General features: G+C 68.6%; 28 protein-coding genes. 9 read left to right on the plus strand and 19 right to left on the minus strand.

Going from position 1 to position 26,950, the window contains the following annotated elements; genetic code table 11:
- Window positions 1–24 precede the first annotated feature (24 nt).
- Window positions 25–1,368 (minus strand): ApeA N-terminal domain 1-containing protein, encoded by a 1,344-nt coding sequence (locus AC1ROC_RS04905; protein ID WP_143465767.1) that lies wholly within the window; start codon window positions 1,366–1,368, stop codon window positions 25–27.
- A gap of 248 nt (window positions 1,369–1,616) precedes the next feature.
- On the opposite strand from AC1ROC_RS04905, the gene AC1ROC_RS04910 reads away from it, so the two are divergent.
- Window positions 1,617–2,336 (plus strand): DedA family protein, encoded by a 720-nt coding sequence (locus AC1ROC_RS04910; RefSeq protein ID WP_492998458.1) that lies wholly within the window; start codon window positions 1,617–1,619, stop codon window positions 2,334–2,336.
- A 48-nt stretch (window positions 2,337–2,384) separates the two neighbouring features.
- On the opposite strand, the gene AC1ROC_RS04915 is transcribed toward AC1ROC_RS04910, so the two are convergent.
- The 4 genes from AC1ROC_RS04915 to murI form a co-directional block, all read right to left on the minus strand.
- Window positions 2,385–3,287 (minus strand): cation diffusion facilitator family transporter, encoded by a 903-nt coding sequence (locus AC1ROC_RS04915; RefSeq protein ID WP_492998460.1) that lies wholly within the window; start codon window positions 3,285–3,287, stop codon window positions 2,385–2,387.
- A gap of 104 nt (window positions 3,288–3,391) precedes the next feature.
- Entirely contained in the window at window positions 3,392–3,991 is a 600-nt protein-coding gene (gene rdgB, locus AC1ROC_RS04920; protein ID WP_085369470.1) for an RdgB/HAM1 family non-canonical purine NTP pyrophosphatase, read from the minus strand.
- Window positions 3,991–4,746, minus strand: coding sequence for a ribonuclease PH (gene rph, locus AC1ROC_RS04925; protein ID WP_492998462.1), 756 nt, complete (start codon window positions 4,744–4,746; stop codon window positions 3,991–3,993). Before rph ends, rdgB begins: the two co-directional genes overlap by 1 nt.
- Window positions 4,747–4,819: 73 nt before the next feature.
- Window positions 4,820–5,641, minus strand: coding sequence for a glutamate racemase (gene murI, locus AC1ROC_RS04930; RefSeq protein ID WP_085369468.1), 822 nt, complete (start codon window positions 5,639–5,641; stop codon window positions 4,820–4,822).
- A 71-nt stretch (window positions 5,642–5,712) separates the two neighbouring features.
- Here murI and AC1ROC_RS04935 point away from each other — a divergent pair, with 71 nt between their 5' ends.
- The gene (locus AC1ROC_RS04935) at window positions 5,713–7,020 is read left to right on the plus strand and encodes a nicotinate phosphoribosyltransferase (RefSeq protein ID WP_492998925.1); all 1,308 of its coding nucleotides are present in this window, start codon (window positions 5,713–5,715) and stop codon (window positions 7,018–7,020) included.
- Between the two features lie 36 nt (window positions 7,021–7,056).
- Here AC1ROC_RS04935 and AC1ROC_RS04940 read toward each other — a convergent pair whose 3' ends face one another.
- From AC1ROC_RS04940 to AC1ROC_RS04950, 3 genes are read right to left on the minus strand one after another with little or no spacing between them, the layout of a single operon-like run.
- Window positions 7,057–7,341, minus strand: coding sequence for a DUF3039 domain-containing protein (locus tag AC1ROC_RS04940; protein WP_085369466.1), 285 nt, complete (start codon window positions 7,339–7,341; stop codon window positions 7,057–7,059).
- A 40-nt stretch (window positions 7,342–7,381) separates the two neighbouring features.
- The gene (locus AC1ROC_RS04945; RefSeq protein ID WP_492998464.1) at window positions 7,382–8,959 is read right to left on the minus strand and encodes a hypothetical protein; all 1,578 of its coding nucleotides are present in this window, start codon (window positions 8,957–8,959) and stop codon (window positions 7,382–7,384) included.
- Complete coding sequence (locus AC1ROC_RS04950) at window positions 8,935–10,047, minus strand: ABC transporter ATP-binding protein (protein WP_492998466.1); 1,113 nt, start codon at window positions 10,045–10,047, stop codon at window positions 8,935–8,937. The genes AC1ROC_RS04945 and AC1ROC_RS04950 overlap by 25 nt, the downstream gene beginning before the upstream one ends.
- A 401-nt stretch (window positions 10,048–10,448) precedes the next feature.
- Between AC1ROC_RS04950 and AC1ROC_RS04955 the strand changes: the two genes are divergently transcribed.
- The 6 genes from AC1ROC_RS04955 (at window position 10,449) to AC1ROC_RS04980 (ending at window position 14,838) form a co-directional block, all read left to right on the plus strand.
- The gene (locus AC1ROC_RS04955) at window positions 10,449–11,141 is read left to right on the plus strand and encodes a phosphocholine cytidylyltransferase family protein (protein WP_085369463.1); all 693 of its coding nucleotides are present in this window, start codon (window positions 10,449–10,451) and stop codon (window positions 11,139–11,141) included.
- Window positions 11,142–11,231: 90 nt separating this feature from the next.
- A complete protein-coding gene (locus tag AC1ROC_RS04960) occupies window positions 11,232–12,050 on the plus strand; it encodes an ABC transporter permease (protein WP_210724049.1) in 819 nt (272 codons plus the stop codon).
- On the plus strand, window positions 12,050–12,787 hold the full coding sequence (locus AC1ROC_RS04965) for an ABC transporter ATP-binding protein (protein WP_085369462.1): 738 nt from the start codon (window positions 12,050–12,052) through the stop codon (window positions 12,785–12,787). Before AC1ROC_RS04960 ends, AC1ROC_RS04965 begins: the two co-directional genes overlap by 1 nt.
- A 139-nt stretch (window positions 12,788–12,926) precedes the next feature.
- On the plus strand, window positions 12,927–13,316 hold the full coding sequence (locus AC1ROC_RS04970) for a hypothetical protein (RefSeq protein WP_492998469.1): 390 nt from the start codon (window positions 12,927–12,929) through the stop codon (window positions 13,314–13,316).
- A gap of 105 nt (window positions 13,317–13,421) precedes the next feature.
- Window positions 13,422–13,736 carry a helix-turn-helix domain-containing protein gene (locus AC1ROC_RS04975; protein ID WP_434948295.1) on the plus strand — a complete coding sequence of 105 codons (315 nt, stop codon included), beginning with the start codon at window positions 13,422–13,424 and terminating at the stop codon, window positions 13,734–13,736.
- A 79-nt stretch (window positions 13,737–13,815) separates the two neighbouring features.
- On the plus strand, window positions 13,816–14,838 hold the full coding sequence (locus AC1ROC_RS04980; protein ID WP_492998472.1) for a hypothetical protein: 1,023 nt from the start codon (window positions 13,816–13,818) through the stop codon (window positions 14,836–14,838).
- 24 nt (window positions 14,839–14,862) lie between these two features.
- Here the strand turns inward: AC1ROC_RS04980 and AC1ROC_RS04985 are convergent, their stop codons facing one another.
- The 4 genes from AC1ROC_RS04985 to AC1ROC_RS05000 all read right to left on the minus strand — a co-directional run bounded on the left by AC1ROC_RS04985 (window position 14,863) and on the right by AC1ROC_RS05000 (window position 19,511).
- Window positions 14,863–15,744, minus strand: a complete 882-nt coding sequence (locus AC1ROC_RS04985) for a glycosyltransferase family 2 protein (protein ID WP_492998474.1) — start codon at window positions 15,742–15,744, stop codon at window positions 14,863–14,865.
- Window positions 15,737–16,555 carry a CDP-alcohol phosphatidyltransferase family protein gene (locus AC1ROC_RS04990; RefSeq protein ID WP_168689172.1) on the minus strand — a complete coding sequence of 273 codons (819 nt, stop codon included), beginning with the start codon at window positions 16,553–16,555 and terminating at the stop codon, window positions 15,737–15,739. The genes AC1ROC_RS04985 and AC1ROC_RS04990 overlap by 8 nt, the downstream gene beginning before the upstream one ends.
- Window positions 16,556–16,557: 2 nt before the next feature.
- Window positions 16,558–17,619 carry a glycosyltransferase family 2 protein gene (locus AC1ROC_RS04995; RefSeq protein WP_492998475.1) on the minus strand — a complete coding sequence of 354 codons (1,062 nt, stop codon included), beginning with the start codon at window positions 17,617–17,619 and terminating at the stop codon, window positions 16,558–16,560.
- Between the two features lie 131 nt (window positions 17,620–17,750).
- On the minus strand, window positions 17,751–19,511 hold the full coding sequence (locus AC1ROC_RS05000; RefSeq protein ID WP_492998477.1) for a S1C family serine protease: 1,761 nt from the start codon (window positions 19,509–19,511) through the stop codon (window positions 17,751–17,753).
- 168 nt (window positions 19,512–19,679) lie between these two features.
- On the opposite strand from AC1ROC_RS05000, the gene AC1ROC_RS05005 reads away from it, so the two are divergent.
- On the plus strand, window positions 19,680–20,876 hold the full coding sequence (locus tag AC1ROC_RS05005) for a pyridoxal phosphate-dependent aminotransferase (protein ID WP_492998479.1): 1,197 nt from the start codon (window positions 19,680–19,682) through the stop codon (window positions 20,874–20,876).
- A 44-nt stretch (window positions 20,877–20,920) separates the two neighbouring features.
- On the opposite strand, the gene AC1ROC_RS05010 is transcribed toward AC1ROC_RS05005, so the two are convergent.
- Genes AC1ROC_RS05010 through AC1ROC_RS05040 form a run of 7 tightly spaced genes read right to left on the minus strand, consistent with a single transcriptional unit; the run spans window position 20,921 to window position 26,911 of the window.
- Window positions 20,921–21,736 (minus strand): carbon-nitrogen hydrolase family protein, encoded by an 816-nt coding sequence (locus tag AC1ROC_RS05010; RefSeq protein WP_492998927.1) that lies wholly within the window; start codon window positions 21,734–21,736, stop codon window positions 20,921–20,923.
- The gene (locus tag AC1ROC_RS05015) at window positions 21,736–23,499 is read right to left on the minus strand and encodes a sensor histidine kinase (RefSeq protein WP_085369454.1); all 1,764 of its coding nucleotides are present in this window, start codon (window positions 23,497–23,499) and stop codon (window positions 21,736–21,738) included. The genes AC1ROC_RS05010 and AC1ROC_RS05015 overlap by 1 nt, the downstream gene beginning before the upstream one ends.
- Window positions 23,496–23,891, minus strand: coding sequence for a response regulator (locus tag AC1ROC_RS05020; RefSeq protein ID WP_492998482.1), 396 nt, complete (start codon window positions 23,889–23,891; stop codon window positions 23,496–23,498). The genes AC1ROC_RS05015 and AC1ROC_RS05020 overlap by 4 nt, the downstream gene beginning before the upstream one ends.
- Window positions 23,888–24,043: a hypothetical protein gene (locus tag AC1ROC_RS05025; protein ID WP_168689167.1), complete on the minus strand. Its 156-nt coding sequence runs from the start codon at window positions 24,041–24,043 to the stop codon at window positions 23,888–23,890. The genes AC1ROC_RS05020 and AC1ROC_RS05025 overlap by 4 nt, the downstream gene beginning before the upstream one ends.
- Window positions 24,040–24,831, minus strand: a complete 792-nt coding sequence (locus tag AC1ROC_RS05030; protein ID WP_492998484.1) for a PHP domain-containing protein — start codon at window positions 24,829–24,831, stop codon at window positions 24,040–24,042. The genes AC1ROC_RS05025 and AC1ROC_RS05030 overlap by 4 nt, the downstream gene beginning before the upstream one ends.
- Window positions 24,828–25,829, minus strand: a complete 1,002-nt coding sequence (locus AC1ROC_RS05035; protein ID WP_492998486.1) for an ATP-grasp domain-containing protein — start codon at window positions 25,827–25,829, stop codon at window positions 24,828–24,830. Before AC1ROC_RS05035 ends, AC1ROC_RS05030 begins: the two co-directional genes overlap by 4 nt.
- Window positions 25,826–26,911, minus strand: coding sequence for a response regulator (locus AC1ROC_RS05040; protein WP_085369451.1), 1,086 nt, complete (start codon window positions 26,909–26,911; stop codon window positions 25,826–25,828). Before AC1ROC_RS05040 ends, AC1ROC_RS05035 begins: the two co-directional genes overlap by 4 nt.
- Window positions 26,912–26,950 lie beyond the last annotated feature (39 nt).

Consider the following 26,950-nt stretch of genomic DNA (forward strand, 5'->3'; position numbering starts at 1 on the left):
GGCGAGATACGGGTCATTCGCGAGTCAATCCATGAGGCGGAAGGGTCCGCGATAGGGATCTAACTGCAATTCCCTGACCAAGGTCGACGGTTTCACACCAATCTCCAGGCCGACCCAAAAGCGCAGGATTTGCAGATTCTCGCGAAGCGAATTCGCCATGTCGAGCGAATCGGGAAACTCGCCGCGGTTCGCGTGCTTAGCGCCCATGTATGCGGCGTTTGACCGCGCAATCCACTCGTCGGTGTTGGTAAATGGCTTCACCTTCATGTCGTCCAATACCACTTGAAGCGACGTGTTGAAGGTCATTTGCCCTCTTCTATCGAGATGAGAGCCGTCGTTCTTGTTGACGTCAATCGCATACCCGAGAGCTTCAAGCGCAATGCCGCTTTGCACCACGCTTGAGACGCTCCACGGTTCTTCGGAGCGAAGAATACTCATCAGCGCACCGACGACACGATCGTATTCCGATCGAAGCTTCAACCAGCGTCTGATTCCGCGAGCTCCAATCTCGCTGTATGGGAAAAGAAATCTCGAACGTTCAAGCGGAACCGACTGCTTCTGGAGCCGATGATGGGCTACCTGTAGCCACGGGGCCTCCGCAGGCTTGTCCGGCGAGACTCGCACTTGGTCGACGTCGAGCCGCACTTCGACACGCGAGAATCCGAATGGCCTCCACCCGGAGATCGAAACGAGCTCGAGCAAAGCATCATGCACGTCGAGATGCTCGTTCCATCGCCTTACGTCGCTCGTGTGTGTTTGCAGCTGAACCGCCTGATGAGCCACAAATCCGTTTCTGGGTCGCTCTGATCGCCAGGTCACACGCAGAATAACGTTGAGGCGCTTCGAGACCGAGACATCCGGTGGACTCGACAGGGAGAGCGTCACGGCCCGGGTCCGTCCCTTTTCGTCCGATTGGCGTTCGATCGCCATCGCACTGAGACCCGTCCACTCAGTGATTGCGTCCGATTCGGTACGCAAACCGTTGACCTTTTCGTAGCCGAAATGATTGCCACCGAGCACCGCGAAGTTGCACACAATCTTCCCGTGGCCGGTCGACGAGTTGCTCTGATAACTCGTTGCCCGGCAGCCCACCAAAACCACTTGGCCTGCCGTATCTCGGAAGACCATTACCCGGGGCGGCTCATAACTGTGTCTGGTGCGGTCAGGGTCGTCGAGGTAAAGAACATTGCCGGACCACCACCGCTCGTAGTAGTCGTCACCCTCGATGTCATCGAGCAGGAGGGTCAATTCAATCGATGCCCCTGTGTCAAGGAGCACTGCGGCTATATACGCCGTACGTGGTTGCCCATCAATATGAAGCCATCCGAGTCGTGGCTCACCCTGCAACAATGTGTTGGACTGGTTCATGCCTGCAAGGGTAGCCATGGGCCTCAGCCGTGTCCGGCGGCCCAGACACTGTCATCAAGGTAGCGATGCTTGAACTCGAACGACGGAGACCGTTGCAGACACCGGACGCTGGACGTCTCCCAGCGGGGGACGGCGCAGGGTCAGACCACAGGATGATCTTTTCTCACGGCGTGCACATTCGCATGGTCTCCGCAGGTGGCGGCCACTAAACTCGGCAGCATCCCGCACCGAACGCCCTCTGGAGAATCTTGATCCATCACGCCGGACTCATCCCGTGGCTCGACCCGCACACCATCATCGATGCCGCCGGTCCGTGGGCGCTCGTCGTCGTCGGCGCGATCGTGTTCGCGGAGACGGGCCTGCTCGTCGGGTTCCTTCTGCCGGGTGACACGCTCCTCGTCATCTCCGGACTGCTCACGCACACCTCGCTGGTGTTCGGCGTCGACATCTGGTGGGTCTGCCTGGTGATCGCGTTCGGGGCATTCCTCGGCGGCGAGGTCGGCTATCTGATCGGCCACAAGTTCGGGCCACGGGTCTTCGAACGCAAAGAGAGCGGGCTGTTCAGCATGGAGAACGTGCGCCGCACCAACGCGTTCTTCGACCGCTTCGGCGCTCTCGCCGTGATCGTCGCCCGCTTCGTGCCGATCGTGCGCACCTTCGCGCCCGTCGCGGCCGGCGTCGGCCACATGAACTACAAGAAGTACTCGCTCTACAACGCCATCGGCGCGCTCATCTGGGGCGCAGGGCTCACCTACTTCGGCTTCCTCATCGGCTACATCCCGCCCGTCGCCAACTTCGTCTCCAACTACATCGACATCATCCTGATCGGCGCCGTGCTGATCACGCTGGTGCCCACCCTCATCCACTACTTCCAGTCGCTGCACAAGGCGAAGAAGAAGGCGGCAGCGGCGGCCGAAGCCGGCGAGCCCACCAGCGCGCCCGAGCCCCGGACGACGCCGGACGCCTGATACCCCGACGCCTGACCGCCTGACCGAGCAGCGTCACGGCTGCGGCCGTCAGGCGTGGAACTCGTCCTCGTGGGCGGCGTGCTCCGCCGGCTCCAGCTGGAACGTGGAGTGCTCGACGTCGAAGTGCTTCGACAGGCATCCGGAGAGTTCGTCCAGCAGGTCGCCCGTCTTGCCGGAGCTGAACACCGACGGCTCGACCACCACGTGCGCCGTGAACACCGGGGCGCCCGACGTGATCGCCCAGACGTGCACGTCGTGCACCGCGACCACCCCCGGCGTCTTCCGGATGTGGTCCCTGATCTCCGCCACGTCGGTGTCCGCGGGAGCCGCCTCGCTGAGCACGCGCATCACATCCCGCAGCAGCAGGTACGCGCGCGGCACGATGAACACCGCGATCAGCAGCGACGCGATGGCGTCCGCCTGCACGAACCCGGTGGCCAGGATGACCACGGCCGCGACGATCACCGTCACCGACCCGATCAGGTCGCCGAGCACTTCCAGGTACGCGCCGCGCATGTTGATCGAGTGTCCGGCGGCCGGCCGGAGCAGTAGCAGGGCGCCCAGGTTCGCCACCAGCCCGATGGCCGCGACGATCAGCATCGGGACGCTCTGCACCTCCGACTCGCCCGCCACCAGCCTGCCGATCGCTCCGATGGTGACACCGACGGCGACCACCAGGAGGATCAGCCCGTTGATGAGCGCGCCGAACACCTCAGCCCTGCGGTAGCCGAACGTCTGCCGGTCGCTGGCCGGGCGAGCGGCGACGATGGTCGCGAGCAACGCCACGATCAGCCCCGTCAGGTCGCTGAGCATGTGCCCGGCGTCCGCGAGCAGCGACAGCGAGCCGCTCAGCCACGCGCCGACCACCTCGACGACCAGAACGGTCGCGACGATCCCGATGGCGATCAGGAGCCTGTTGCGGTTGGCGGAATGCCCGTGGTTGTGACTCATCACCATCAACGGTATGCAGTGGATGCGCGACCCGCCAGATCAGCGGCCTAGATAGGAATGAGTGCCGTTCTCATTCTCACTGCCGAGCGCCCGCTGCCGAGGGCTCAGCGCGAGCGCTCCACCAGCGCGGTCAGCGCGGGGACCATCGCCGCGAACGCCCGCGCGCGGTGGCTCTCGGCGTTCTTCACCGCCGGCCCGAGCTCGGCGGCCGTGCTCTCGTGCCCGGCCGGCACGAAGATCGGGTCGTAGCCGTGCCCGTTCGTTCCGCGAGCTGTCCGCGCGATGCGGCCGGGCCACTGCCCCTCCACGACCGTCTCGTCGCCGTCCGGGGTGACCAGCGCGAGCGTCGCCGTGAAGTGCGCGCCGCGCGTGCCGATCGGCAGGTCGGCGAGCTGGTCGAGCAGCAGCCGCAGGTTCGCCTCTGCGTCGCCGTGCGAACCCGCCCAGCGGGCGGAGAAGATCCCCGGTGCCCCGCCCATCGCATCCACGCAGATGCCCGAGTCGTCCGCGAGGGCGGGCAGCCCGGTGTGCGCCGTCGCCGCACGCGCCTTGATCAGCGCGTTCTGCTCGAAGGTGACGCCGTCCTCGACCGGCTCCGGGCCGTCGTACGCCACGATCTCGAGGCCGGGGACCGCATCCCCGAGGATCTGCTGGAACTCGGCAGCCTTGTGCTGGTTGTGCGTGGCGAGGACGACGCGGACCATCAGTCCTGCGCTCCGTCCGGCGTCGCAGCCAGTGCTGCGGTCTGGATCTGCGCGAGGTCGGCCGCTCCGCCGACGGCGAGGTCGAGCAGCGCATCCAGTTCGCGGCGGTCGAAGGGCACGCCCTCCGCTGTGCCCTGCACCTCGACGAAGAGGCCGCGGCCGGTGACGACCACATTCATGTCCGTCTCGGCGCGCACGTCCTCGACGTATGCCAGGTCGAGCATCGGCTCCCCGTCGATGATGCCGACCGAGACCGCAGAGACCGAGTCGATCAGCGGGGTGGCCTTCTGGCCGATGAAGCGATGCTCCCGACCCCACTCCAGCGCGTCGGCCAGGGCGACGTACGCTCCGGTGATCGCGGCGGTGCGGGTGCCGCCGTCCGCCTGCAGCACGTCGCAGTCGAGCACGATGGTGTTCTCGCCGAGCGCCTTCATGTCGACCACCGCGCGCAGGCTGCGGCCGATCAGCCTGCTGATCTCGTGCGTGCGGCCGCCGATCTTGCCCTTGACGGACTCGCGGTCCATCCGGCTGTTGGTCGAGCGCGGCAGCATCGAGTACTCCGCGGTCACCCAGCCCTTGCCCTTGCCGGCCATCCAGCGCGGCACGCCGTTCGTGAACGACGCGGTGCAGAGCACCTTGGTGTTGCCGAACGAGATGAGCGCAGAGCCCTCGGCCTGCGTGCTCCAGCCGCGCTCGATGGTGACCGGCCTCAGCTGGTGGGTGGTGCGCCCGTCGGCGCGGATGATGTCGGTCACGGTTTCTCCTCGGTGATACTGGATGCGGGGATGCTGGATGAAGCGTTTCTGGGTGCTGCGGCCGGCGCGTCGATCACGGGCGCGGCAACTCGATCACGCCGGTCTGCACGAGGTCGACGGAGGCGACCTGCGGACCGATGAACCGGTGCGCGAGGCGCAGGAACGTCTCGGTGTCCGCCCCCGTCGCCTCGTAGTGGATGGTCGGAGGCAGCGGCGAGGTGCGTTCGAGCCCGCCGCCCACGATGGTGCGGTACACGTCCTTGGCCGTCTCGGTGTCGCTCGACACGAGCGAGACGCCCTCCCCCATCACATACGAGATCGCGCCCTTGAGGAACGGGTAGTGCGTGCAGCCGAGCACGAGCGTGTCCACGTCGGCGTCGCGCAGCGGCTGCAGGTATTCGGCGGTCACCTGCAGCACCTCGTCTCCGCTGGTCACACCGGCCTCGACGAACTCCACGAAGCGCGGGCAGGCCTGGGTGAACAGTTCGAGAGACGGGGCGGCGGCGAAGGCGTCCTCGTACGCGCGGGAGTTGATGGTGCCGACGGTGCCGATCACACCCACCCTGTTGCTGCGGGTGGCGGCGACCGCGCGGCGCACGGCCGGCTGGATGACCTCGATGACCGGCACGGAGTAGCGCTCCCGCGCATCCCGGAGCATGGCGGACGAGGCCGTGTTGCAGGCGATCACGAGCATCTTCACGCCCTGGTCGACCAGGAAGTCGAGCACGTCGAGCGAGAAGCGGCGCACGTCGGCGATCGGCTTCGGCCCGTACGGGGAGTGCAGCGTGTCGCCCACGTAGAGGATGGACTCGTTCGGGAGCTGATCGCGGACGGCGCGTGCGACGGTGAGCCCGCCGACGCCCGAGTCGAAAATCCCAATCGGTGCATCGGTCACAAGAAGCCAGCCTACAACGAGAGCGCTGCCGCGGCCCGGCCGCACGCGGCCTTCGCTAGGCTGAACGGGTGATGGCCTCCTCCGCGTTGCTGACCGACCGCTACGAACTCACCATGCTCGACGCCGCGCTGCTCAGCGGCACGCACGACAGGGAGTGCGTGTTCGAGGCGTTCACCCGCCGCCTGCCCGCCGGGCGCCGCTACGGCATCCTGGCCGGAACCGGACGGCTGCTCGAACTGATCGAGCAGTTCCGGTTCGGAGACGAAGAGCTCGACTACCTGCGCACCAACAACGTGGTGCGGGATGCGACCATCGACTGGCTCGCGGACTACCGGTTCAGCGGCACCATTTCCGGATACCGCGAGGGCGAGGTGTTCTTCCCCGGCTCGCCGTTCCTCGTGGTCGACGCGCCGTTCGCCGAGGGGGTGATCCTGGAGACCCTCCTCCTCAGCGTCTTCAACTACGACTCGGCCGTCGCGAGCGCCGCGGCCAGGATGGTCACCGCCGCCGGCGGCCGCCCCGTCGCCGAGATGGGCTCCCGGCGCGCCAACGAGCGGGCCGCCGTCGCCGCTGCGCGCGCCGCGTTCATCGCCGGGTTCAGCGCCACCTCCAACCTGGAGGCCGGCCGCGCCTGGGGCGTGCCGACGATGGGAACGGCCGCGCACGCCTTCACCCTCCTGCACGACAGCGAGGAGGACGCCTTCCGCGCCCAGGTGGATGCGCTCGGCCCCGGCACGACGCTCCTGGTCGACACGTTCGACGTCGAGAAGGCGATCGACACCGCCGTCCGCGTGGCCGGCACCGGGCTCGGCGCCGTCCGCCTCGACTCCGGCGACCTGCCGAACCTCGTCCGCCGGGTGCGCGACCAGCTCGACGGGCTCGGAGCCGTGAACACGAAGATCACGGTCACCAACGACCTCGACGAGTTCACCATCGCGGCCCTCGCCGCCTCCCCCGTCGACTCGTACGGCGTCGGCACCTCCGTGGTCACCGGCTCCGGACATCCGGCGTCCGGCATGGTCTACAAGCTGGTCGCGCACCGCGAGCACGACGGCACAGGCGAGTGGATCCCGGTGGCCAAGAAGTCCGACGGCAAGGCCACGGTCGGCGGCCGCAAGCATCCGGTGCGACGGCTGGACGACAAGGGTGTGGCGGTGGCAGAGGCCATCCACGTGATCGAGAAGGGCGCGACCGTCGAAGACCGCGGACGCGACCTGCTGGTGCCGCTGATCACCGGCGGTGTCGTGCACCGCGAGCACCTGGGCGCAGCGGGGACGGCCGCGGCCAGGGAGCACAGGGCGCTCGCGATGGCGGAGCTTCCCGACCAGGCGTTCCGCGTCGGGCGGGGCGACCCCGTGCTTCCGACGCTCTACGTGTAAAGCGGCTGCGCCGCATCCACCCGGGCTGCGCGCCGGCTACTCGTCGCGCAGCTTCTCGTAGATCTCTTTGCAGCTGGGGCACACCGGGAATTTCTGCGGGTCGCGGCCCGGGGTCCACATCTTGCCGCAGAGCGCCTTGACCGGCTTGCCCGTCATGGCGGACTCGAGGATCTGCTCCTTCTTGACGTAGTGCGAGAAGCGCTCGTGGTCACCGGGTTCGATGGCCTCGTTCTGCAGGAGCTCTTCGAGCTCGCGGTCGAGCGTCGCCGTTCCTCCGCCGTCCGGCAGGCCGCCGGGTTCCGAAATGCTGTCGTCGTACATGCCCACCAGTCTACGTTCCACGCGTCGCGCCACAATCGGCTCAGTCGTTGCGGTTGGCGAACGCCATGAGCTCCGGGCCGCGGTGGTCGAAGGCCTTCGCACCGAGGTAGAGGCCGCCGAAGAGGGCGCCGAAGCCGAGCACGATGGCCGCCACAGGGGCGATGCCCAGCCAGAACGGGCTGAGCGTCAGGCCCAGCACGAGGAACACGATGATCGGTGACGCGAGGATCAGGATCGCGAAGAAGCTCAGGGCCTGCACCAGCGCCGCAGAGGCGCCAGAGGTCTGCGGCTGCGCGAACGCACTGTCGCCCGGCTTGGTGGCCGGATACGGGAAGAGCGCGGAGAACAGGCTGGACAGCCCGAGCCCGATCAGCAGGATGGCCCCGCTCAGCGCACCGACGGCGGGCAGCACGGCCCAGTCGCCGTACACCGCGGCCGTGATGATCGACCCGATGATGACGACGGGGATGCCGAACAGGATCGGCGGGAACATCCTGCCCACCCTGTCGGCGATGCCGCGGGTTCCGGAGACGACGTGCAGCCAGATGGCGGTGCTGTCGTACGCGACGTCGTTGTGGATGGTCCAGCCGAGGAACAGGCACACCAGCGGCAGCGGCACGAGAGACACGTAGTGGCCCGGGATGCCGGCGAGGGTGAGCGCGACGATCACGAAGATGGGCACGACGGGGATCATCACCAACGAGATCCAGTAGCGGGGGTCGCGTCCCCAGTAAGTCATCGAGCGCGCGGCGATGGCGGCCGTCGGCCCGCCCTTCAGCCGGCCGAACCAGCCGAGGCCGTGATAGGCCTTGGCGTGCGCCTCGCGCTGCGGGGTGACGAGCATCTTCGCGACCAGCGACGTCCAGGCGAGCCAGAGCAGGCCGACCGTCGCCGCGGCGATCAGGAGCTTGAGCACGGCGATGCCCCACGCGCCCTCTGCGGCCTCTCCCGGCACGGACCAGACGGCGCCGAGCGGCGTCCAGCCGAGCCACGCCGCGAACCCGGACAGCACGCCGAGGCCGTCGCGTCCCCAGTCGATGGTCATCAGCAGGATGATCACGGGAGCGATCAGCACGATGATCAGGATGCCGATGACCCCGCCGAACTCGCGCGACCGGCGGGTGGCGAGCAGGAACGACGCCACCGACGTCGAGACGCGGCTGGCCAGGACGCAGGTCAGCACCAGCAGCGCGGCCGACACGATCGCGATCAGCGTGGTGCCGGGATCCCGCGACCAGGTGACGACCGTGCCGACGGCGCAGATGGTCAGCACGATGGATGGGATGCCGATCAGCGCGGCGAGCAGCAGCCCGGTCGACAGCTGCCGGTTCGGGATGCCGAACAGCGAGAACGCGCGCGGGTCGAGCGTGTCGTCGACCCCGAACACCAGCGGAAGCAGGAAGAACCCGGCCACGACGATCGAGCCGACGACCACGAGCACGTGGTGCACCTGGGCGACGTCCGGGACGAAGCGGGCGGCGATGAGGCTGCCGACGACCACGAAGGTGACGAAGAAACCGTAGACCAGCCCCACCGAGAGGCCGACGACTTGCCACGGGCTCCGCCGGAAGGCGTTGCCCATGAGGCGCAGCTTCAGTCCGAGAAACTGTGCAACCACTCCATGCCCTCCGCTGCCTTGCGTCCGCCCGCGAGCTCGACGAACCGCTCCTCGAGGGTCTGCTCACCGCGCACCTCGTCGATGGTCCCCGCCGCGAGCACCTTGCCCTGCACGATGATCGCGACGCTGTCGCACACCCGCTGGATGAGGTCCATGCCGTGACTGGACAGCACCACCGTGCCGCCCGCCGCCGCATAGCGCTGCAGGATCTCGATGACGTTCGCCGCGGACACGGGGTCGACGGACTCGAACGGCTCGTCGAGCACGAGGAGGCGCGGCGAGTGGATCATCGCAGCGGCCAGCGCGATCTTCTTGGTCATGCCCGCCGAGTAGTCGGCGACGAGGCGGTCGAGGGCGTCCTCGATGCCGAACGCCGTCGCGAGGTCGGCGGAGCGCGACCGCACGGTCTTGGCGCTCAGCCCGCGCAGCGTGCCGGAGTAGTGAAGCAGCTGGGCGCCGGTGAGCCGGTCGAACAGCCGCAGCTTGTCGGGGAGGACGCCGATCGCGCGCTTGGCGCGGACGGGGTCCGTCCAGGCGTCGATGCCGTGCACGAGCACCCGTCCGGCGTCCGGCCGGAGCAGCCCGGTGATCATGGAGAGGGTCGTGGTCTTTCCCGCGCCGTTCGGCCCGACGATGCCGTAGAAGGAGCCTTCCTTCACGTCGAGCGACACGCCGTCGACGGCGACGGTGTCGCCGAAGCGCTTGTAGAGCCCCGTGACGCTGAGCACGCTCTCGGTGGAGGTGGGCGCCGCCTTCGTCTGCGTGCTGGCAACAGTGGATGCGGCGGGCGCGTCGGGCACGGCAACCTCGGCGGGCGCATCCACCGCAGCAGGCGCATCCACCGCAGCAGGCGCATCCACTTCGGCGGGCGCGGCGACCTCGATCGTCGCGGTCGTCTCGACCGGCAGGGTCGCCTTCGTCGCACGCGGCTTCGTGGTGCGCGGTGCGCGCGGCGATGCGCTGCGCGTGCTCGAACCAGCGGCCGCCGCCGCCGTCTTCGCGCTCGGAGCGCGTTTCACCGCCGCGGGCTTCGCAGCCTTCGTCGGCGGCGAGGAGACACCGTCTCCCTCACCTGCATTCGCGGCCATCTCGTCCCCCGTCCGCTCCCCAGCGCTCGATGTCTTCTGTGTGGTCTTCCGTCTCGGCGTCCCCGGCGTGCGCGCCGTGATCGGCTCGGTGCTGTCGGATGGCGCTTGCTCGGAACTCACGCAGCTAACGTACCAAGACGCCCGGGTCTTCGGAGCCCCACCCAGCCATCTGGAGCGGTCCTGCAGCCTAGGAAAGTCCTGTGAGGTACATAACGACCCAACAACGACATCCGTCAACCCCTGCCCCTCGAATGGGTGCGCCGGTATTCTGGCGGAGGCATGAAGGGGTGTCGATACGCGTAAGTGCGGCTGAACCCTGGGCGAACCCTCAACCAGACTTCGGTGACGTGGCGGCCAGAAGGTCACCATCACCCGTCCGCACGGAACCCAAGGAGACAATTGTGACGACCCAGGTAGTGATTCTGGCAGCCGGCATGGGCAGCCGTCTCGGACGAAGCCTTCCGAAGCCTCTCACCGAGCTCAGCGACGGCCGCACCATCATGCAGCAGCAGTTCGACAACATCCACGCTGCCTTCGGCAAGGACGCCAAGGTCACGATCGTCGTCGGCTACAAGCTCGAGCACATCATCGAGGCCTTCCCCGACGCCTCCTTCGTCTACAACGAGCAGTACGACCAGACCAACACCTCCAAGAGCCTCATGCGCGCCCTGCAGGCTTCCGGCAACGGCGGCGTGCTCTGGATGAACGGCGACGTGGTCTTCGACCCGGCCGTCCTCGTGCGTGCAGCAGCCACCGTCAACCGCGACCAGTCGTTCGTGACCGTCAACACCTCGTCGGTCGCCGACGAGGAGGTCAAGTACACCACCGGAGCAGAGGGCTACATCCAGGAGCTGTCGAAGACCGTCAAGAACGGGCTGGGCGAGGCCGTCGGCATCAACTACATCTCCAGCGCAGACAAGGCGGGCCTGCTGCGCCAGCTGCAGCGCGTCGGCGACCAGGACTACTTCGAGCGCGGCATCGAGCTCGCGATCGAGCAGGACGGGATGCTCGTCGAGCCTGTCGACATCTCCGACCTGTACGCCGTCGAGGTCGACTTCCAGGAAGACCTGGAGCGCGCGAACCTCTTCGTGTAGTCCGCCACGCAAACGAAATTCACGCGTCGTCGCTGTATTTTCGTATAGTCATGTGGGCTGCGTGACGAGCACGCAGCTTCGATCAATACGATGGGTTCCGTGACCAGTACATTCACTGCCGTGCGCCCTGCGCAGCGAACGAAGTTCGCCCGCTATCGGCACTCCCTCTGGTTGCTGACCAAGCGCGACCTGCGGGTCCGGTACTCGACCAGCGTGCTCGGCTACCTGTGGTCGATCCTCGACCCCCTGGTGATGAGCGGCATCTACTGGCTCGTCTTCACGCAGATCTTCCACCGCAACGTCGGCGAAGACCCGTACATCGTCTTCCTGCTCGCCGCCCTCCTGCCCTGGATGTGGTTCAACGGCGCGGTCTCGGACAGCACCAGGGCCTTCCTCCGCGAGTCGAAGCTGATCCGGTCGACCATGATCCCGCGCTCGATCTGGGTGAACAGGATCGTCGCATCCAAGGGCATCGAGTTCCTGCTGTCCCTCCCCGTGCTCGCGTTCTTCGCGATCATCGGAGGGGCGACCATCAACGTCGACATCCTGCTGTTCCCACTCGCGGTGCTGATCCAGGTCATCCTGACCGTGGGCGTCGGGCTGATCGTCGCGCCGCTCGTGGTGTTCTTCCGCGACCTGGAGCGCGCGATCAAGCTGTTCCTGCGCTTCCTCTTCTACGCATCCCCGATCATCTACAGCGCACGCGACCTCGAACACATCCACATCCTGAAAGACCTGGCGGCGTTCAACCCGCTCACCGGTCTGTTCAGCCTGTACAGGGCCACCTTCTTCGCGAAGGAGCTGGACTGGTATCTCGTGCTGATGAGCGCCCTGGTGTCGCTCATCCTGCTGGTGGTCGGCGTCCTGGTGTTCCGGCGGAGCGAGCGCGCCGTCCTGAAGGAGATCTGATGACGGCACCCATCATCGACGTGGCCGACCTCGGCGTGCGGTTCCGCAGGAACCGCGGAGGACGGCGTTCGTTCAAAGACCTGTTCAGCTCGCGGCAGCGCCGCACCCGCCCCGACGACTTCTGGGCGCTCCGCAATGTCAGCTTCAGTGTGGGCGAGGGCGAGGCCATCGGCGTCGTCGGCCGCAACGGCCAGGGCAAGTCCACGCTGCTGAAGCTGGTGGCCGGCGTCATGCTGCCCGACGAGGGCTTCGTGCGGGTCGAGGACGGCGTCGCGCCGCTGATCGAGATCACCGGCGGGTTCGTCGACGATCTCACGGTGCGCGACAACGTCTACCTGACCGCCGGGCTGCACGGGATGTCGCGCTCGCAGATCGACGAGCGGTTCGACAGCATCATCGACTTCGCGGAGATTCGCGACTTCGTGGACACCCCGTACAAGCACCTGTCGAGCGGCATGAAGGTGCGCATCGCCTTCTCCGTGATCTCGCAGCTCGAAGAGCCGATCATCCTGGTGGACGAGGTGCTCGCCGTCGGAGACCGGGGCTTCCGCGAGAAGTGCTATCGGCGCATTGAGGAGCTGCTCGCGGGCGGCAGGACGCTCTTCTTCGTCTCGCACAACGAGAAGGACCTGCGCCGCTTCTGCGAACGCGGCCTCTACCTCGACAAGGGCTCCCTGGTGCTCGACGGCTCCATCGACGACGTGCTCGAGCTCTACAACCGCGACTACGGGAGCTGACCGAAACTCCCGGTCAACGGCGGTTTCCACAGCCCCGCCGATCCCTCCACAATTTAAATTACGACACGTTGTCCACATAAAGGGCACGAACACCCGACCAGACGGCTCCCGCGTCAGACGCCATCATTACGTTGTAGCCATGATCCGCCGTCCCCATGAAGCCCACCGTCCCTCCGAGACCCGTCGTCCCTCCGCCCTCCGGCGCCCGTCCGCGCTGCGTGTCCCCGTGGTGCGCCAGCCACCGGCATCCGGAGCGGGGCACGCCGTCGCACGCCCCGTTCCGTGGGTGGTCGACCGCCGCGCTCCCCCGCTCTATCGGCTGGTGAACACCAGCCGGGATGTGCTCAGCGGGGTCACCGTCAGCATCTCCGGCCGCTCCCGGCTCCACGTGAGCTCGCCCAGCACGATCGCCCCGGATGCGTCGGTGGTCGCCACGGTGATCGGGCGCGACGTCGCCAGAGACACGATCCTCGTCGTCCGGTGGTTCCATCCGGACGGCACGGAATACCTCTGGAACGTCAGCTTCTAGGCTCGTCGGGCATCGCATGTATTTCACATCTTTTACGCACACGGCGAAAGAGTCCGAGGTCTTTCGGCTCTGGCCCCGGACGCACGCTCGCCGTATTTATTGTTTATGTCCCCAGAACCCCTGTCCCCAGCCGCCCTGATCTTCGGCCGTCGGGTGCGCAGCGTCCGCATCGAGCTCGGTCTCAGCCAGGAGAACGTGGCCGACCTCGCGCAGATGCACGTCACCAACTACGGCAAGATCGAGCGCGGCGTCGCCAACCCGAGCCTCGTGACCATTCTGCGCATCGCGAGCGTGCTCGGAGTCGACGTCGGCGCCCTCACCACCGATCTGACCGGTGAGCATCTGCCGGAGGTCTACAGCGTGCTTCCCGCCTCCGACTACCTGCGGTCACGGCACGGGCGCTCGCGCCGCCCGCTCTGAGTCCGGCACGCCCACGCGAGGAACACGGGAGAGTCAACCCCCGTGTTCCTCGCAGAATGTACGCATACACTCGGAGGCGATGGCTAGACAGCAGAAACCGCTCGTATCGGTCACCGGGGGCGCGCCGTCCGGCGCCGAGACGCCCCGCGTGCTCAACTCGACGCTCGACCGTTTCCTCGCGATCCACCGGCCGGCCGTCCTGGCCCACCTGCGGAGCATCCGGCGCAGGAACCCGGATGCGACCCCCGCGCAGCTCGCCGCCATCCTCGAACGCCGCTACCTGGCCGCCGTGACCACCGGCGGAGCCGCGGTCGGTGTCACCGCCGTCATCCCGGCGATCGGCACCGGCGTCACCATCGCACTCTCCGGTCTCGAGACGGCCGCCTTCCTGGAAGCGACCGCCCTCTACGCGCAGTCGCTCAGCGAGCTGCACGGCATCGCCGTGGACGACCCGGAACGCGCCCGCGCCCTCGTGCTCACGATGATGCTCGGCAAGGAGGGCTCGGACCTCGTGCGCCAGCTCGCCGGGCAGGTCGCAGGATCCGGTGCTGGGCGCAGCGCGTACTGGGGCGAGATGGTCACGTCCAGCCTGCCGACGATGATGGTCGGGCCGCTGGTGGACAGGCTGAAGAGCGCGTTCATCCGGCAATTCGCGATCCGCGGAGGGGCGGGCATCATCGGCCGCGCCATCCCGTTCGGCGTCGGTGCCGTCATCGGTGGCGCGGGGAACAACATCCTGGGCAGGCGCCTCGTGCAGAACTCGCGCCTGGCCTTCGGCCGCGCGCCCGAAGTCTTCCCGGCGGCGACCGACCCGATCATCCGGCCGGTCGCGATCGGCGAGAAGAAGCCGGGCATCGCCGGGCGCTCCATCGCCGCGACGACCGACGGCGTGCGCAGGATGGGCGCAAGCGCCGGTGGTGCGGCCGTCCGTGCCGGGAAGGTGCTGCGAGGCGCTGTCCCCCGCCGCCGGCAGCGACCGACGCCCCGGCCGAACTGGAGCAGGGGCAGGCAGAGGGACAGGACACCGACCCGCTCGCCCTCGACGAGCGCGCCGACGACTGAGCCCGAGGCAGGGCCACCAGGCGAGCGCGCAGGCGACTGAGCGCGCGCAGCGCTGCGGCAGCGCCTAGACGATGGGCGGGCGGCCGGCCAGCGTCATCCGCCAGACCGTGCGCCAGCGGAGCGGGCGGCGCTCACCGGGGTCGGTGCGCCAGCCTTCGCGCCAGCCGCCGAACCACGCTTTCAGCACCGCCGGCTTCCTGAACCAGCGGAGCAGCTGGATGCCCGTCCACGAACCCACGTAGAGCGGCGCCAGCACGGCGGGGAGGTTGCGGCGCGCCAGCCACACCCGGTTGCGGGCGTTGAGCCGGTAGTAGTACGCGTGCCTGGTGGGCGACACCGCCGGGTGGTTGGCGATCAGGTCGCCCGCGTACCAGGTGCGCAGGCCCTGGTCCCAGACCTTCCAGGCCAGGTCGATGCCCTCGTGCGCGTAGAAGAACGGGGCCGCCCAGCCGCCCGCGGCGTCGAACACGCTGCGCGGCAGCACGATGACCGCCTCGCACACCGAGAAGACGTTGCTCGGGCGCGCTGGGTCGCCCTTGCGGATGCGCGGGATCCAGCGCCGGGGCGACATCGTGCCGGACGGGTCGACGATGCGCGGCTGGATCATCCCGATGCCCGGGTCTGCCTCCAGTTTGCCGATCGCGTCGCCGAGGAACTGCGGAGACGGGATGCACGCGTCATCGTCCAGGAAGAGCAGGATGTCGCCGGTCACGAGCGGCACGCCGGCGTTGCGTCCGGCCGGGATGCCCAGGTTCTCCGGCAGGTGCAGGGTGCGGACACCCTCCGGCAGCGCGGGGTCCGAGGTCGCAGGATCCCAGCCGTTGCCGACCACGACGATGTCGGTGGTCACCCCCGTCTGCGCCAGCACCGAGTCGACGCCGCGGCGCAGCTCCTCTGGTCGCGTGCCCTGGGTGAGCACGACGACGGCGACCTGGCGGTCAGCCACGGACGCGCTTCGACGACATGATGGCCACGAAGTGTCCGATCAGCGCCAGCAGCGCGAGCGGCACCAGCACCGACAGCAGGATGCGGTTCGCCAGCTGGTCGCCGATGAACAGCCCGACGATCGAGAACACGAAGATCATGATCGTCAGCTCCACCGAGTGGTACAGGCGGTGGAACGGGACGAAGCGGGCGGCACGGCGCAGACGGGCGATCACGCCGTGGGTGGGCGCATACGCCGCCTGCGTGTCGGCCAGCTTGCCGAGCCCGGCGTTCGCCCTGGCGACGCGCACCATGTCGTTGAGCGCCTTATTGAGCACGATGATGAGGGCGAGGAGCGTGCCCAGGTTGGTCCAGAGGTAATCGGCCGGAGCTTCGAACGGGTATCCGGCGGCGCGGATGCCGAGCGCGATGGCGATCAGCGTCTCCGTGGAGTAGTGCCCGACGTTGTCGAGGAAGATCCCCGCGGGAGACGACGTGTTGCGCCAGCGCGCCACCTCGCCGTCGCAGCAGTCGACGAGCATCTGCAACTGACCGAGGATGAGCGCGAGCGCCGCACCGCCGATGCCCGGGATGAGCAGGCTTGCGGCCGTCGCCCATCCGGTGAGGATCATCAGCCCGGTGACGCCGTTGGCCGAGATCGAGGTCTTGAGCAGGAACCAGGTGAGGTACGGAGACAGGTTGCGCAGGTAGAGGGACGCCGTCCAGTGCTCGGCGTTGCGTCGGCCGCGCACCTCGGGCGGCTGCGCGACGGCGCGCAGTTCGGCGATCGAGGTCGGGCGCGCTCCGTGCGCGCCGGCTCCTGGGGCTGACATGGCTACCTTCCCGTGTGGGCAGTGATGTTCCGGGTGAGCGACAGGTATCCGAGGATGAACCCGCTCCCCCAGCAGAAATGGATGCACGGCAAGACTACGAGAAACCACAAGAACGAACGAAAGCCGCCGTCCGGCCCTGCGAGCAGAGAGCGTCCCCAGACCAGCGCGGAGACGAGCACGATGAGCACGTAGAACGCGGGGATCGCGAAACCGATGAGCAGCCACGGTGCCGCCCCGACGATGGCCTGCACGATGCCGGCGATGCCGAGGAGCAGCCCGATGGCCACGGCGACCACCATCAGCGGCGGCGCGAAGTAGCGCAGCCCGTTCGCGGCGGGGAAGCGGCGCGCCAGCTCTCCGCGCCACACGCCGGTGGAGACGAACTGCCTGGCCAGCCGGTACAGGTTGGGGCGCGGACGGTACGTGACCTTGAGGCGCGGGGTGAACCACACCGTCCCCCCGGTGGAGCGCAGGCGGCGGTTGAGCTCCCAGTCCTGCCCGCGCTTGATGTCCTCGTCGAACATGCCGACTTCGAGCAGCCGGTCGCGCTGGAAGACGCCGAGGTAGACGGTCTCCGCCGGTCCTGCCTCGCCTCCGACGTGCAGCTTGGTGCCGCCCAGGCCGATGCGGCTGCCGTATGCGCGCGCGACCGCGCGCTCGAACGGGGTGGTGCCCTGCGCATCCATCAGGCCGCCGACGTTGTCTGCGCCCGTCTCCAGGATGGTCTCGACCGCGATGCGGGCGTAGTCGGGGGGAAGCACCGAGTGCGCATCCACCCGGATGACCACCGGGTAGTGCGACTGCCGGATGGCCAGGTTGAGCCCGGCCGGCGTGGACCCGACGACGTTCTCGACGATGTGGATGCGGTTGTCGATCGCCGCGAGCTCTTCGACGAGCTCCGTGGTGCCGTCCATGCTCGGGCCGAGGGCGACGGTCACCTCGAACGGTCCTGCGTAGTCCTGCGCGAGGAGGCTGTCGACGGCCGCCCGCACGTGAGTGACTTCGTTCAGAACGGGCATCACGTACGAGACACCGGGAAGGGTGTGCACAGTGTTGTCCGGCATCGGTTCCATTCGTCGTTTTCGGGTCAATCGAGCTTATCAGCCGTGGATCGCCGCGCCTGGGAACCGCACCTCCGCACGGCACGAGGCCGCCCCGCTGCTGCGGGACGGCCTCGTGGTGGCGCTGGTGGCGATCAGCTCGCCGGGAGGGAACCCAGCGTGACGGTGGTCGTCTTGGTCTGGCCGTCGCGGATGTACGTCACGTCCGCCTTGGCACCGGCCGCGAGGGCGCGGACCTGAGCCGTGAGGTCGGTCGCGCTGGTGATCGGCAGGCCGTTGAAGTTCACGACCTCGTCCCCCGCCTTCAGCCCGGCAGAGGCTGCCGCTCCTCCGGAGGTGACCTCCTTGATGATGGCGCCGACGTTCTTCGCCTTGGCGTCGGAGGACGAGTCGGTGACGGATGCGCCGAGCAGGCCGTGCGTCGCCGAGCCGTTCTTGATGATCTCCTGCGAGACGCGCTCCGCGAGGTTCGCCGGGATGGCGAAGCCGACGCCGATGCTGCCCGACTGGCTGCCGCTCGACGATGAACCGCTCGCGCTGGCGATGGCGACGTTGACGCCGATCAGTTCACCCTTGCTGTTCAGCAGGGCGCCGCCCGAGTTGCCGGGGTTGATCGCGGCGTCGGTCTGGATGACCGGCAGCGAGATGGTCGCGGTCGCCTGCTGCTGCTGTTGCTGCTGCTGACCGGAGCCGCCCTGGCCGGGGAAGTCGAAGTTCCACGGGTTGCCGTTGTTGTCTCCCCCGCTGCCGCCGGAGGAGTCGTCTCCCGACTTGGGGGCGGCGGACGACGCGATGCTGATGCTGCGGTTGAGGGCGCTGACGATGCCGTCGGTGACGGTGCCGGACAGGCCGAGCGGCGCGCCGATGGCCACGGCGGTGTCCCCGACGTTCAGCTTGCTGGAGTCGGCGAACTTCATCGGGGTCATCCCGGATGCGCCGTCCAGCTTGATCACGGCGAGGTCGGTCGTCGGGTCCGTGCCGACGATCTTGGCCGTGTAGATCTTGCCGTCGTTGTCCTGGACGCTGACGGTCACGTTGGATGCCTGGCCGTCGAGGGTCACGACGTGCGTGTTGGTGAGGACGTAGCCGTCGGAGGTGAGGACGATGCCGGAGCCCGTGCCTCCCTCGCTCGACCCGGTCACCGAGATGGTGACCACGCTCGGGGACGCCTTCGCGGCGACGGCGGTGACCGTCGTGGCGTTGTTCGCGTCGTTGACCGTGATGTTCTGTGGGCCCGATACGGTCTTGATCGTGGCGTTGTTGGAGCTGGTGGCCGCGTAGATGCCGACACCGGCTCCCGCTCCAGCGACGCCGCCGATGAGGGCGCCGATCGCGAGGGTGGCGATGATCATGCCGGTGTTGCGCTTCTTGGCCGGCTTGTCGGCGGCCGCGACGCCGGGGGCCGTGGCGTACGGACCCTGCTGGGTGTGCGGGGCGTACGGCTGCTGCGGCACGCCCTGGTATGCGGGCTGGCCGAACGCGCCGTTGCCGTAGTTGGGCTGCTGCGCCGTCGGCTGCTGGGCCGTGGGCTGCTGGCCGTACGGCTGCGGCGGGACGGGCTGCGTCGGCTGAGTGGTGTGCGCGGCCGGTGCGACGGGAGCCGTCGGCTGCTGCGCGGTGGGCTGAGCGCCCGTCGGCTGCTCTGCGGCGGGCGCGGCCGGTGCTGCGGGTGCCGTCTCGGCGGCGGCGGGCGCCTCCCAAGCGGGCGTGCCAGCGGCGGGGGCGGCGGGCGCCGCGGGGGCCGTCGGTGCTGCGGTCTCCGCCGACTCGGCGGGCGCGGCCGGCGCCTGGTTCTCTGCTGCGGCGGGAGTCTCGGCTGCAGCGCCCACGACCGACTCGGTGTCGGCGTCGTGCTGGGCCTTCGCGGGCTCCGGAGTGATCGGGGTGTCAGTCATGGTGTTGCTCCTTCCAAGCACTGACAGCTTGGGATGCGAACCTGGGTGTTCTATTTGCGGCCCCTGTGGACGAGCTACTGCCTGTCAATGACTCTGCACAACGTACCGAATGCATCCGGTGACCGACACCCCGTAGGTTGGGAGGCAGGACGGCGAGAGGACGTGACCATGACGGTGCCAGGCGCGTGGAGACGGGCGGCGAGCGGCGCCGGGCTGCTCGGGGCGGACGGGACGATCGCCTCGACGGTGTTCGCCGAGATGAGCGCGCTCGCCGTGCGCACCGGCGCGATCAACCTCGGCCAGGGCTTCCCGGATGAGGACGGGCCCGCCGAGGTCCTCGACGTCGCCGTCTCCGCCATCCGGGACGGCAGGAACCAGTACCCGCCGGGCATCGGCATCCCCGAGCTGCGGCTCGCCATCGCCGAGCACCAGCAGCGCTTCTACGGCCTCACCGTCGACCCGGACCGCGAGGTGCTGGTGACAGCTGGTGCGACGGAGGCCATCGCCGCCACCCTGCTCGCCCTGCTGCAGCCGGGCGACGAGGTCGTCACCTTCGAGCCGTTCTACGACGCATACGGCGGCCTCATCGGCCTGGCGGACGGCAGGCACCGGACGGTGCCGCTGCGGCTGCCCGACTTCCAGCCCGACCTCGACGAGCTGCGGGATGCGGTCACCGACCGCACCAGGATCATCCTCGTGAACACGCCGCACAACCCGACGGGCACGGTGCTCGGCGCCGAGGTGCTGCGCACGATCGTCGAACTGGCGCACGAGCACGACGCCGTCATCGTCACCGACGAGGTGTACGAGCACCTCACCTTCGGTCTCCCCCACGTCCCCATCGCCACGCTGCCCGGGGCACGGGAGCGCACGGTGACGATCTCGTCGGGAGGGAAGACGTTCAACACCACGGGCTGGAAGATCGGCTGGCTCACCGCCCCGGCCGAGCTCGTCACCGCGATCCTCGCCGTGAAGCAGTTCCTCACCTACGTGAACGGCGCACCCTTCCAGCCGGCCATCGCGGCCGGGCTCCGGCTGGGCGACGACTACTTCACCGGCATCGCAGAGACCCTCCGGAGCAAGAAGGACCTGCTGTCGGCCGGCCTGCGCGAGGCCGGTTTCGGTGTCGCGAACTCCGACGGAACGTATTTCGTGGTGGCGGACGCCGCCCCGCTCGGCTTCGACGACGCCGTGCGGTTCTGCCGCGAACTGCCGCACCTCGCCGGGGTGGTGGCCGTGCCGCTCTCCGCCTTCTGCACGGACGAGTACCGGGCGCGGACCGCATCCCTCGTCCGGTTCGCGTTCTGCAAGCGCACCGAGGTGCTCGAGCGGGCGGCCGCCCAGCTCGCCGGGCTGCGACGCTGACCGGGCTGCGACGCTGACCGGGCGGGCGTGCGCTGCGGCGCGCCTCAGTCGATCGGCTCCACCCGGTAGCGGCGGAGCGCGAGGGCCGGATTGAGCTCCCGGACGGAGCGCACGCGTTCGGCGTCGACCTCGGCGACGGCCACCCCGGTGGTCTCCCCGATCGTCGCGAGCGCGACGCCCATCGGGTCCACGACGGTGCTCGACCCGACGCCGATCGGCGGCGCGTGGTCGGCGGCTGCGACGTACAGCGTGTTCTCGATGGCGCGCGCGGCGATCAGCGTGCGCCAGTGCTGCTCCTTCAGCGGCCCCCTCACCCACTCCGCCGGCACGAGCACCAGCTGGGCCCCCGCGTCGGCCAGGCGCCTGGTGGCCTCGGGGAAGCGCAGGTCGTAACAGGTCTGCATCCCGACCGTGATCCCGTCGGCGTCGAACGTCTGTGGTGCGTCGAGCGCTCCGGGGACCACCCACTCCGACTCGCTCGCGCCGAACGCGTCGTAGAGGTGCTGCTTGCGGTAGGTGGCGACCACGTCGCCGTCCGGGGAGACGGCGACGAGCGTGTTGGAGAACCGGTGCTTGTCCTCCGTGCTCTCCACCAGCCCGGCGACCACGAACACCTGGTGCTCACGCGCGGCCTCGACCAGCGCCCCGACGAACGCGCCGTCGAGCGGCTCGGCGTTGCGTGCGAAGCCGGAGCCCAGTGGATGCTCGAAGTACGACGAGTACTCCGGGAACACCACCAGCCGCGCCCCCCGGCCCGCCGCGACCCCGACGAACGCGGCGACCGCATCCCGGTTGTGCACCCTGTCGTCGGTGGGCGTGAACTGCACCACGGCGACGGTGACCGTCTGAGCCTCGTCCATCATCGGCCTCCCTCGACCACCGCATCCGTCGTGACCTCGAGCGGCAGGCGCAGGCTGATGGTGGTGCCGACGCCCTCCTCGCTGGCGATGTCGATGCTCCCGCCGTGCGCGGTGACGATGGCCTTCGTGATCGTCAACCCCAGTCCGACGCCCGGCACCGCGTTGCGGGTGGCGGTGGATGCGCGGAAGAACCGGTTGGACAGCTGCCCGAGCTCGACGGCCGGGATCCCGATGCCGGTGTCGCTGACCGCGATCACCGCATCCCCTCCGTCCCTGGACAGCGTCACGGTGACCGTGCCGCCGGACGGGGTGAACTTGATGGCGTTGGAGACGAGGTTGTCGACGGACTGGCCGATGCGCACAGGGTCGCCGAACATCGTCACCGGCTCGTCCGGGAACTCGGCGGCCAGGGTGATCCCGGCGTTGGCCGCCACGGGGCCGGCCGACTCGACGGAGGCCGCGATCAGCGGGCCGAGGTCGACGTCCTTGTGCTCCAGCGGGAACCGGCCGGACTCCACCTGCGCCGTGAACAGCAGGTCGCCGACCAGCCGCAGCAGGCGGTGCGCGTTGCGCTCCGCGACGCCGAGGTACTGCAGCTGCTCCTGCGAGAGCGGGTCGTCCTCGTCGTCGCGCATCAGTTCCAGATAGCCGAGGATCGAGCTGAGCGGCGTGCGCAGCTCGTGCGAGATGAGGCCGACGAACTCGTCCTTGAGGCGCGCGAACTCGCGAGCCTGGGTCATGTCCGTCGCCACGAAGATGAAGCCGACCCTGTGGCCGTTCTCGTCCAGGCGCGGCGTCGCTGCCACCTGCACGGGCACCTGCTTGCCGTCCGGGCGCACGTAGGTCCAGTCGCGCACGTCCGCGTAGCCGGAGCGGACAGCATCCACCAGGGCGGAGAAGTCCTCTGCGCTGGACACGGTCTGCACGCGCGCGTCCATCGCGCGCAGGCGCTCCTCCAGCTCGGAGGCCAGGTGGAAGTCGATGATGTGGCGCCGGCCGTCGAGCGCCTGCTTCTCGGTCAGTCCGAGCATCTTCTCCGCGCCGGGGTTCCAGACGTCGATCAGCCCGTCGAGGTCCGTGCCAATCACGGACTGCTCCGTGACGGCGTTCCAGATGCTCTGGATGAGCCGGTTGGCCGTCTTGAGGCGAGCCTCGTTGAGCACCAGCTCGTCCTGGGCGCGCACCGCCTGCTCGAGCAGTTCTTTGCGCAGCTTCGCCGCCTCGTTGGCCGCGGCGAGTTGCACCCTCACCCTGTGCGCGATCTCGTTGATCACGACGGCGACGATCATGTAGATCAGCGGGGAGAAGAACGCGCGCACCAGATCGCCGACCGTGCTGGGCACCGAGGTCGAGATGAGCGGGGCGAGGAGTACGAGGAACGTGCCGAGCGCCGCGATCACGGCGTTGATCCTGCCCTCCTCCGTCGCGATCCACACGAACGGCAGCAGCAGTAGTGCGCCGTACGGCGAGGTCGACCCGCCCGTCCCCAGACGGAACAGTCCGACCGCGATCAGCGACACCACCGGGATGAGGATCGACCACTCCGTGCGGATCTTCTTCCACGGAAGGGCGAACGACAGAATGCTCGCCAGGGCGGCGAGCACGACGCCGATGGTGAAGTAGAGCGGCTCCGTCGGCCACGGGCTCACCGGGAGCAGGATGACGCCGATGGCGATCAGGAAGCCGATGATCGTCGGAAGCTGCTTGACGAACGGGGTGGGAGAGTCGAGCGAGATCCTGCCGAGCCAGCGATCGAGGGTCATACCGTCGCCTCCATCCCGAGCATCTCCCGGATCCGCGCGGTGAGGACCTTGGGGCTGAACGGCTTGATGATGAAGCTGTCCGATCGTTCGGCGACGACGCCGTGGTCGGTGAGCAGCTGCACGGACGCGGAGACCATCAGGATGAGCGTCGCACTGGCGACGGGATCGGCCCTGACGGCCTCTGCCACCTCCACCCCGTTCATCCCCGGCATCGAGATGTCGAGGACCACGAGGTCGATCCCGCCCGCCCGCACGGCGTCGAGCGCCGCCGGACCGTTGTCGACGGCCGCGACCACCTCGACGCCCGCGCGGCGCGCGGCGATCTGCATCAGTCCGCGGATGTCGTCGTCGTCATCGGCGATGACGACCTTCGGAACGCCGGCAGCGCTCACGTGAGGAACACCGTGCGCACCACGACGATCGCGGCCAGCACGACCAGCGCGATCCCCGCGTACGGCAGCAGACGGAACTCCCAGCGCTTGTTCGCGTCGATCTCGCGCTGGATCTCGTCGTACGTCTCACTGTCGATCTGGATGGGACTCATCGGTCCTCCTCCCCTGCTGCTCGTGCTCGTGCTCGTTCGACGTCGTCCTGGGAACGACGATAGGCGTCGTCCAGGATGTGCGCCACACGTTCGTAGCGGCCGACGTCCACCGCGTCGTGGCTGTCCGTCGACGCGACGATGCGTGCACCGGCCGCGATCAGGGCCGCGACGGCCTCCGGACCGGGACACGCCCACTTCTCGTTGACCTCGACGATCGTGCCCGTGCGTGCCGCCGCCTCCGCCCAGGCGGAGAGCCGGTCGGCGCCCAGCTGGTCCTCCGACAGGCCCACCTTGGGCAGGATCGAGAACCAGTGCGCCAGCTGCGCGTTCGGCGTGCGCTGCATGGCCAGGATGCTCGCTGTGATCAGCTGATCCAGCGCGTCGTCCGCCGAGAGTCCCGCCGCCAGGCGCTCCGTCGTCTCGCGCGGCGACCACGGGCCGTCCGTGCCGGGGAACTGATGGTCGCCGATCACGATGGCGTCGACCCCGCCGTCGCCTCCGACGATCAGGTCAGGCGGCGTGTCGATGGCGCCGGACGCATCCAGCAGCTTCGTCTCCACCCCCGTGAACACCGTGAGACCGCTCGGGATGCGCTCGGCCGCGACGGCGCGGACGAACTCGGGCACCCAGGTGGTCGACGCCCGCACGTGGTCGATCAGCCGCAGTTCGCGGAGACCGGCCGCCTCCGCGGCGGCGAGGTTCTCCGCGAGAGTGCTGACCGCGTCGTCGGAGAAGGTGGAGTGGACGTGGTAGTCGCCGAGCAGCAGCTCGCGCGGGGCCGTCGTCACTCCTCGCCCGGGCCTTCCGCGTGGGCGGCGTTCTCGGACACGAGGACGTCGGACGGGTCGAGGAACACGTCTTCGAGGAAGCGCACGTTCGCCAGCTCGACGAAGTCGACCGTTGCGGGTGCGCCGACACCGGTGACCAGGTCGAGCAGCAGCGACGGCATGTCGACACCGGCCGCGATGGTGAGCGGCATCGCGCCGGGGAAGCGCGGGTTCACCTCCAGCAGGGCCGGGATGCCCTCCGTGCTGTACCGCAGCTGCACGTTCGCCACTCCAGTGAGCCCGATCGCGCGTGCCACGTCGGCCGCCGTGCGGGAGAGCTCGTCGCGCTTCACGGTGCGACCCGCGATGGACACCCCGGAGTCGACGCGTTCGCGCGAGCGCGGAACGGCGGCGATCACGCTGCCGTCGAGTGCGGCGAGCACGTCGACGGAGAACTCGTCGCCGGGCAGGTTCTCCTGGATCAGGATGCTCTCGTCCGTGCCGAGCGACTCGAGCGTCTCGCGGTCGGGGATGAGACGCACGCCGCGGGAGCCCGCCCCGCTGCGCGGCTTGATGATGACGGGGAACGTCCAGTCGTGCGCGACGCCGTCCGCGTTCAGCAGGCGCGTCTCCGGAACGGCGAGCGACCCGGCGCAGCGCTCGGCGAGCAGGTACTTGTCGAGGCAGACGGTCAGCGTCTCGATGCTCGGGGCGGCGAGCGCCGTCCCGACGGCGAGCAGGTCGTCGCGCCGTGCTGCGAGGCCGGGCAATTCGACGTCGACCGTCGAGAACAGGACGTCGATGCCGTCCGCCTCGCACATCCTGATCAGTTCGTCGACGAACCCGGCCGACTTTCCGGCGGGCACGATGCGCCGGTCGGCGGCGTCGACGAGGTAGAGGCCGCTCGCCCAGCCGTCCATGTCGGCGGCGAGCACCTGCACGTCGTCGCGGGCCAGCAGGGAGCGGATGACGGCGACGCCGGCCGGGCCGCCTGCGCCTGTCACGAGAACACGGGTCACTTCTCTGTTCCTCTATCCATTTCTTTCGCTCTCGTCCTGGCGTCCGTCGTCAGGGACGATGCGGGCACCGAGATGTCGGCGGTGTCTTTGATCACTTCGAGCGGCTCGCAGCTCTGCCCTCCGCCGAACCGCGACCAGTAGCGCGCCGTGGCGAGCACGAAATCGGGTTCGAGGTAGGAGCGGAGCTCGGTCTGCGACCGGAAGCAGTCGATCAGCCGCAGTTTCGCGTCTGTGAAACCATCTATCGGCACGAACCTGGTCGGCCGGTAGTCGATCGTCGCCGACGGGCTCTGATAGCAGCAGACCGTGCGCACCGACCGCGTGGCCACAAGGGTCGCGGAGTGCACGGCGCGGTGATCCTGGTGACGGTCGTGCGCGGAGTGCGTGTAGACGATGTCCGGCTGCACCTCGGCGACGACGCGCTCGATGATGCCGACGGTCGGGTCGGCCGCCGAGATCTGCGTGTCCTCCAGGTCCTCCATGAACAGGCGGGCGCCGAGCAGTTCGGCGGAGGCGAGCGACTCGTGCTGCCTGTCGTCCGCATCCCCTCCCCTGGCACCTCTCGACATGGTGAGGATGACCACGGTGTTGCCCGCATCCCGGTGGGCGGACAGGATGCCGCCGACACCGATCTCGACATCGTCGGGATGCGCGCCGATGGCCAGCACCACCTGCGGGCGCTGCGCGGCCTTCTTAGTGCGCCCCTGCTCGGCGAGCCGCGTCACGATGGACACCAGGTCGGCGGAGGAGACCGGCTTGGTCAGGAACTCGTCCGCCTGCGCCCGCAGAGCGGACACGGCGTAGTCGACCGAGACGTGCGCCGTCATCACGACGACGGGCATCCCGGGATACTGGCTGCGCAGCTCCTTGAGCAGGTCGAGGCCGGAGATGCCAGGCATCTCGATGTCGGTGAGCACGAGGTCCGGCTCGAAGTCGGCGATGGCGGCCAGCGCCTTCGACGGATCGGTGATCGCGATGACCGACGCATCCGCGCGCTTCTCCAGCACGGTCTTCATGTAGAAGGCGACATCCGGATCGTCCTCGATCACGCAGACCCGGTACTTCTGAAGCGAACTCGGCATGGGCGCCCTCCCTGCGTCGACTCTACCGGCGGGGCCGCT

Source organism: Leifsonia sp. GW821-FHT13C05, assembly GCF_058806515.1.

What these genes read in the sequence shown, in the direction of transcription:
- AC1ROC_RS05010 (WP_492998927.1), bottom strand. Translation starts at nt 21,736, where the DNA reads ATGGACGAGGCTCAGACGGTCACCGTCGCCGTGGTGCAGTTCACGCCC.
- AC1ROC_RS05005 (WP_492998479.1), top strand. Translation starts at nt 19,680, where the DNA reads ATGACGGTGCCAGGCGCGTGGAGACGGGCGGCGAGCGGCGCCGGGCTG.
- rdgB (WP_085369470.1), bottom strand. Translation starts at nt 3,991, where the DNA reads ATGGTCCGCGTCGTCCTCGCCACGCACAACCAGCACAAGGCTGCCGAG.
- AC1ROC_RS05025 (WP_168689167.1), bottom strand. Translation starts at nt 24,043, where the DNA reads ATGAGTCCCATCCAGATCGACAGTGAGACGTACGACGAGATCCAGCGC.
- AC1ROC_RS04965 (WP_085369462.1), top strand. Translation starts at nt 12,050, where the DNA reads ATGACGGCACCCATCATCGACGTGGCCGACCTCGGCGTGCGGTTCCGC.
- AC1ROC_RS05000 (WP_492998477.1), bottom strand. Translation starts at nt 19,511, where the DNA reads ATGACTGACACCCCGATCACTCCGGAGCCCGCGAAGGCCCAGCACGAC.
- AC1ROC_RS04970 (WP_492998469.1), top strand. Translation starts at nt 12,927, where the DNA reads ATGATCCGCCGTCCCCATGAAGCCCACCGTCCCTCCGAGACCCGTCGT.
- AC1ROC_RS04915 (WP_492998460.1), bottom strand. Translation starts at nt 3,287, where the DNA reads ATGAGTCACAACCACGGGCATTCCGCCAACCGCAACAGGCTCCTGATC.
- AC1ROC_RS04905 (WP_143465767.1), bottom strand. Translation starts at nt 1,368, where the DNA reads ATGAACCAGTCCAACACATTGTTGCAGGGTGAGCCACGACTCGGATGG.
- AC1ROC_RS04975 (WP_434948295.1), top strand. Translation starts at nt 13,422, where the DNA reads ATGTCCCCAGAACCCCTGTCCCCAGCCGCCCTGATCTTCGGCCGTCGG.
- AC1ROC_RS04940 (WP_085369466.1), bottom strand. Translation starts at nt 7,341, where the DNA reads ATGTACGACGACAGCATTTCGGAACCCGGCGGCCTGCCGGACGGCGGA.
- AC1ROC_RS04950 (WP_492998466.1), bottom strand. Translation starts at nt 10,047, where the DNA reads ATGGCCGCGAATGCAGGTGAGGGAGACGGTGTCTCCTCGCCGCCGACG.
- AC1ROC_RS04935 (WP_492998925.1), top strand. Translation starts at nt 5,713, where the DNA reads ATGGCCTCCTCCGCGTTGCTGACCGACCGCTACGAACTCACCATGCTC.
- AC1ROC_RS04995 (WP_492998475.1), bottom strand. Translation starts at nt 17,619, where the DNA reads ATGCCGGACAACACTGTGCACACCCTTCCCGGTGTCTCGTACGTGATG.
- AC1ROC_RS04980 (WP_492998472.1), top strand. Translation starts at nt 13,816, where the DNA reads ATGGCTAGACAGCAGAAACCGCTCGTATCGGTCACCGGGGGCGCGCCG.
- AC1ROC_RS04990 (WP_168689172.1), bottom strand. Translation starts at nt 16,555, where the DNA reads ATGTCAGCCCCAGGAGCCGGCGCGCACGGAGCGCGCCCGACCTCGATC.
- AC1ROC_RS04960 (WP_210724049.1), top strand. Translation starts at nt 11,232, where the DNA reads ATGGGTTCCGTGACCAGTACATTCACTGCCGTGCGCCCTGCGCAGCGA.
- AC1ROC_RS05040 (WP_085369451.1), bottom strand. Translation starts at nt 26,911, where the DNA reads ATGCCGAGTTCGCTTCAGAAGTACCGGGTCTGCGTGATCGAGGACGAT.
- AC1ROC_RS05015 (WP_085369454.1), bottom strand. Translation starts at nt 23,499, where the DNA reads ATGACCCTCGATCGCTGGCTCGGCAGGATCTCGCTCGACTCTCCCACC.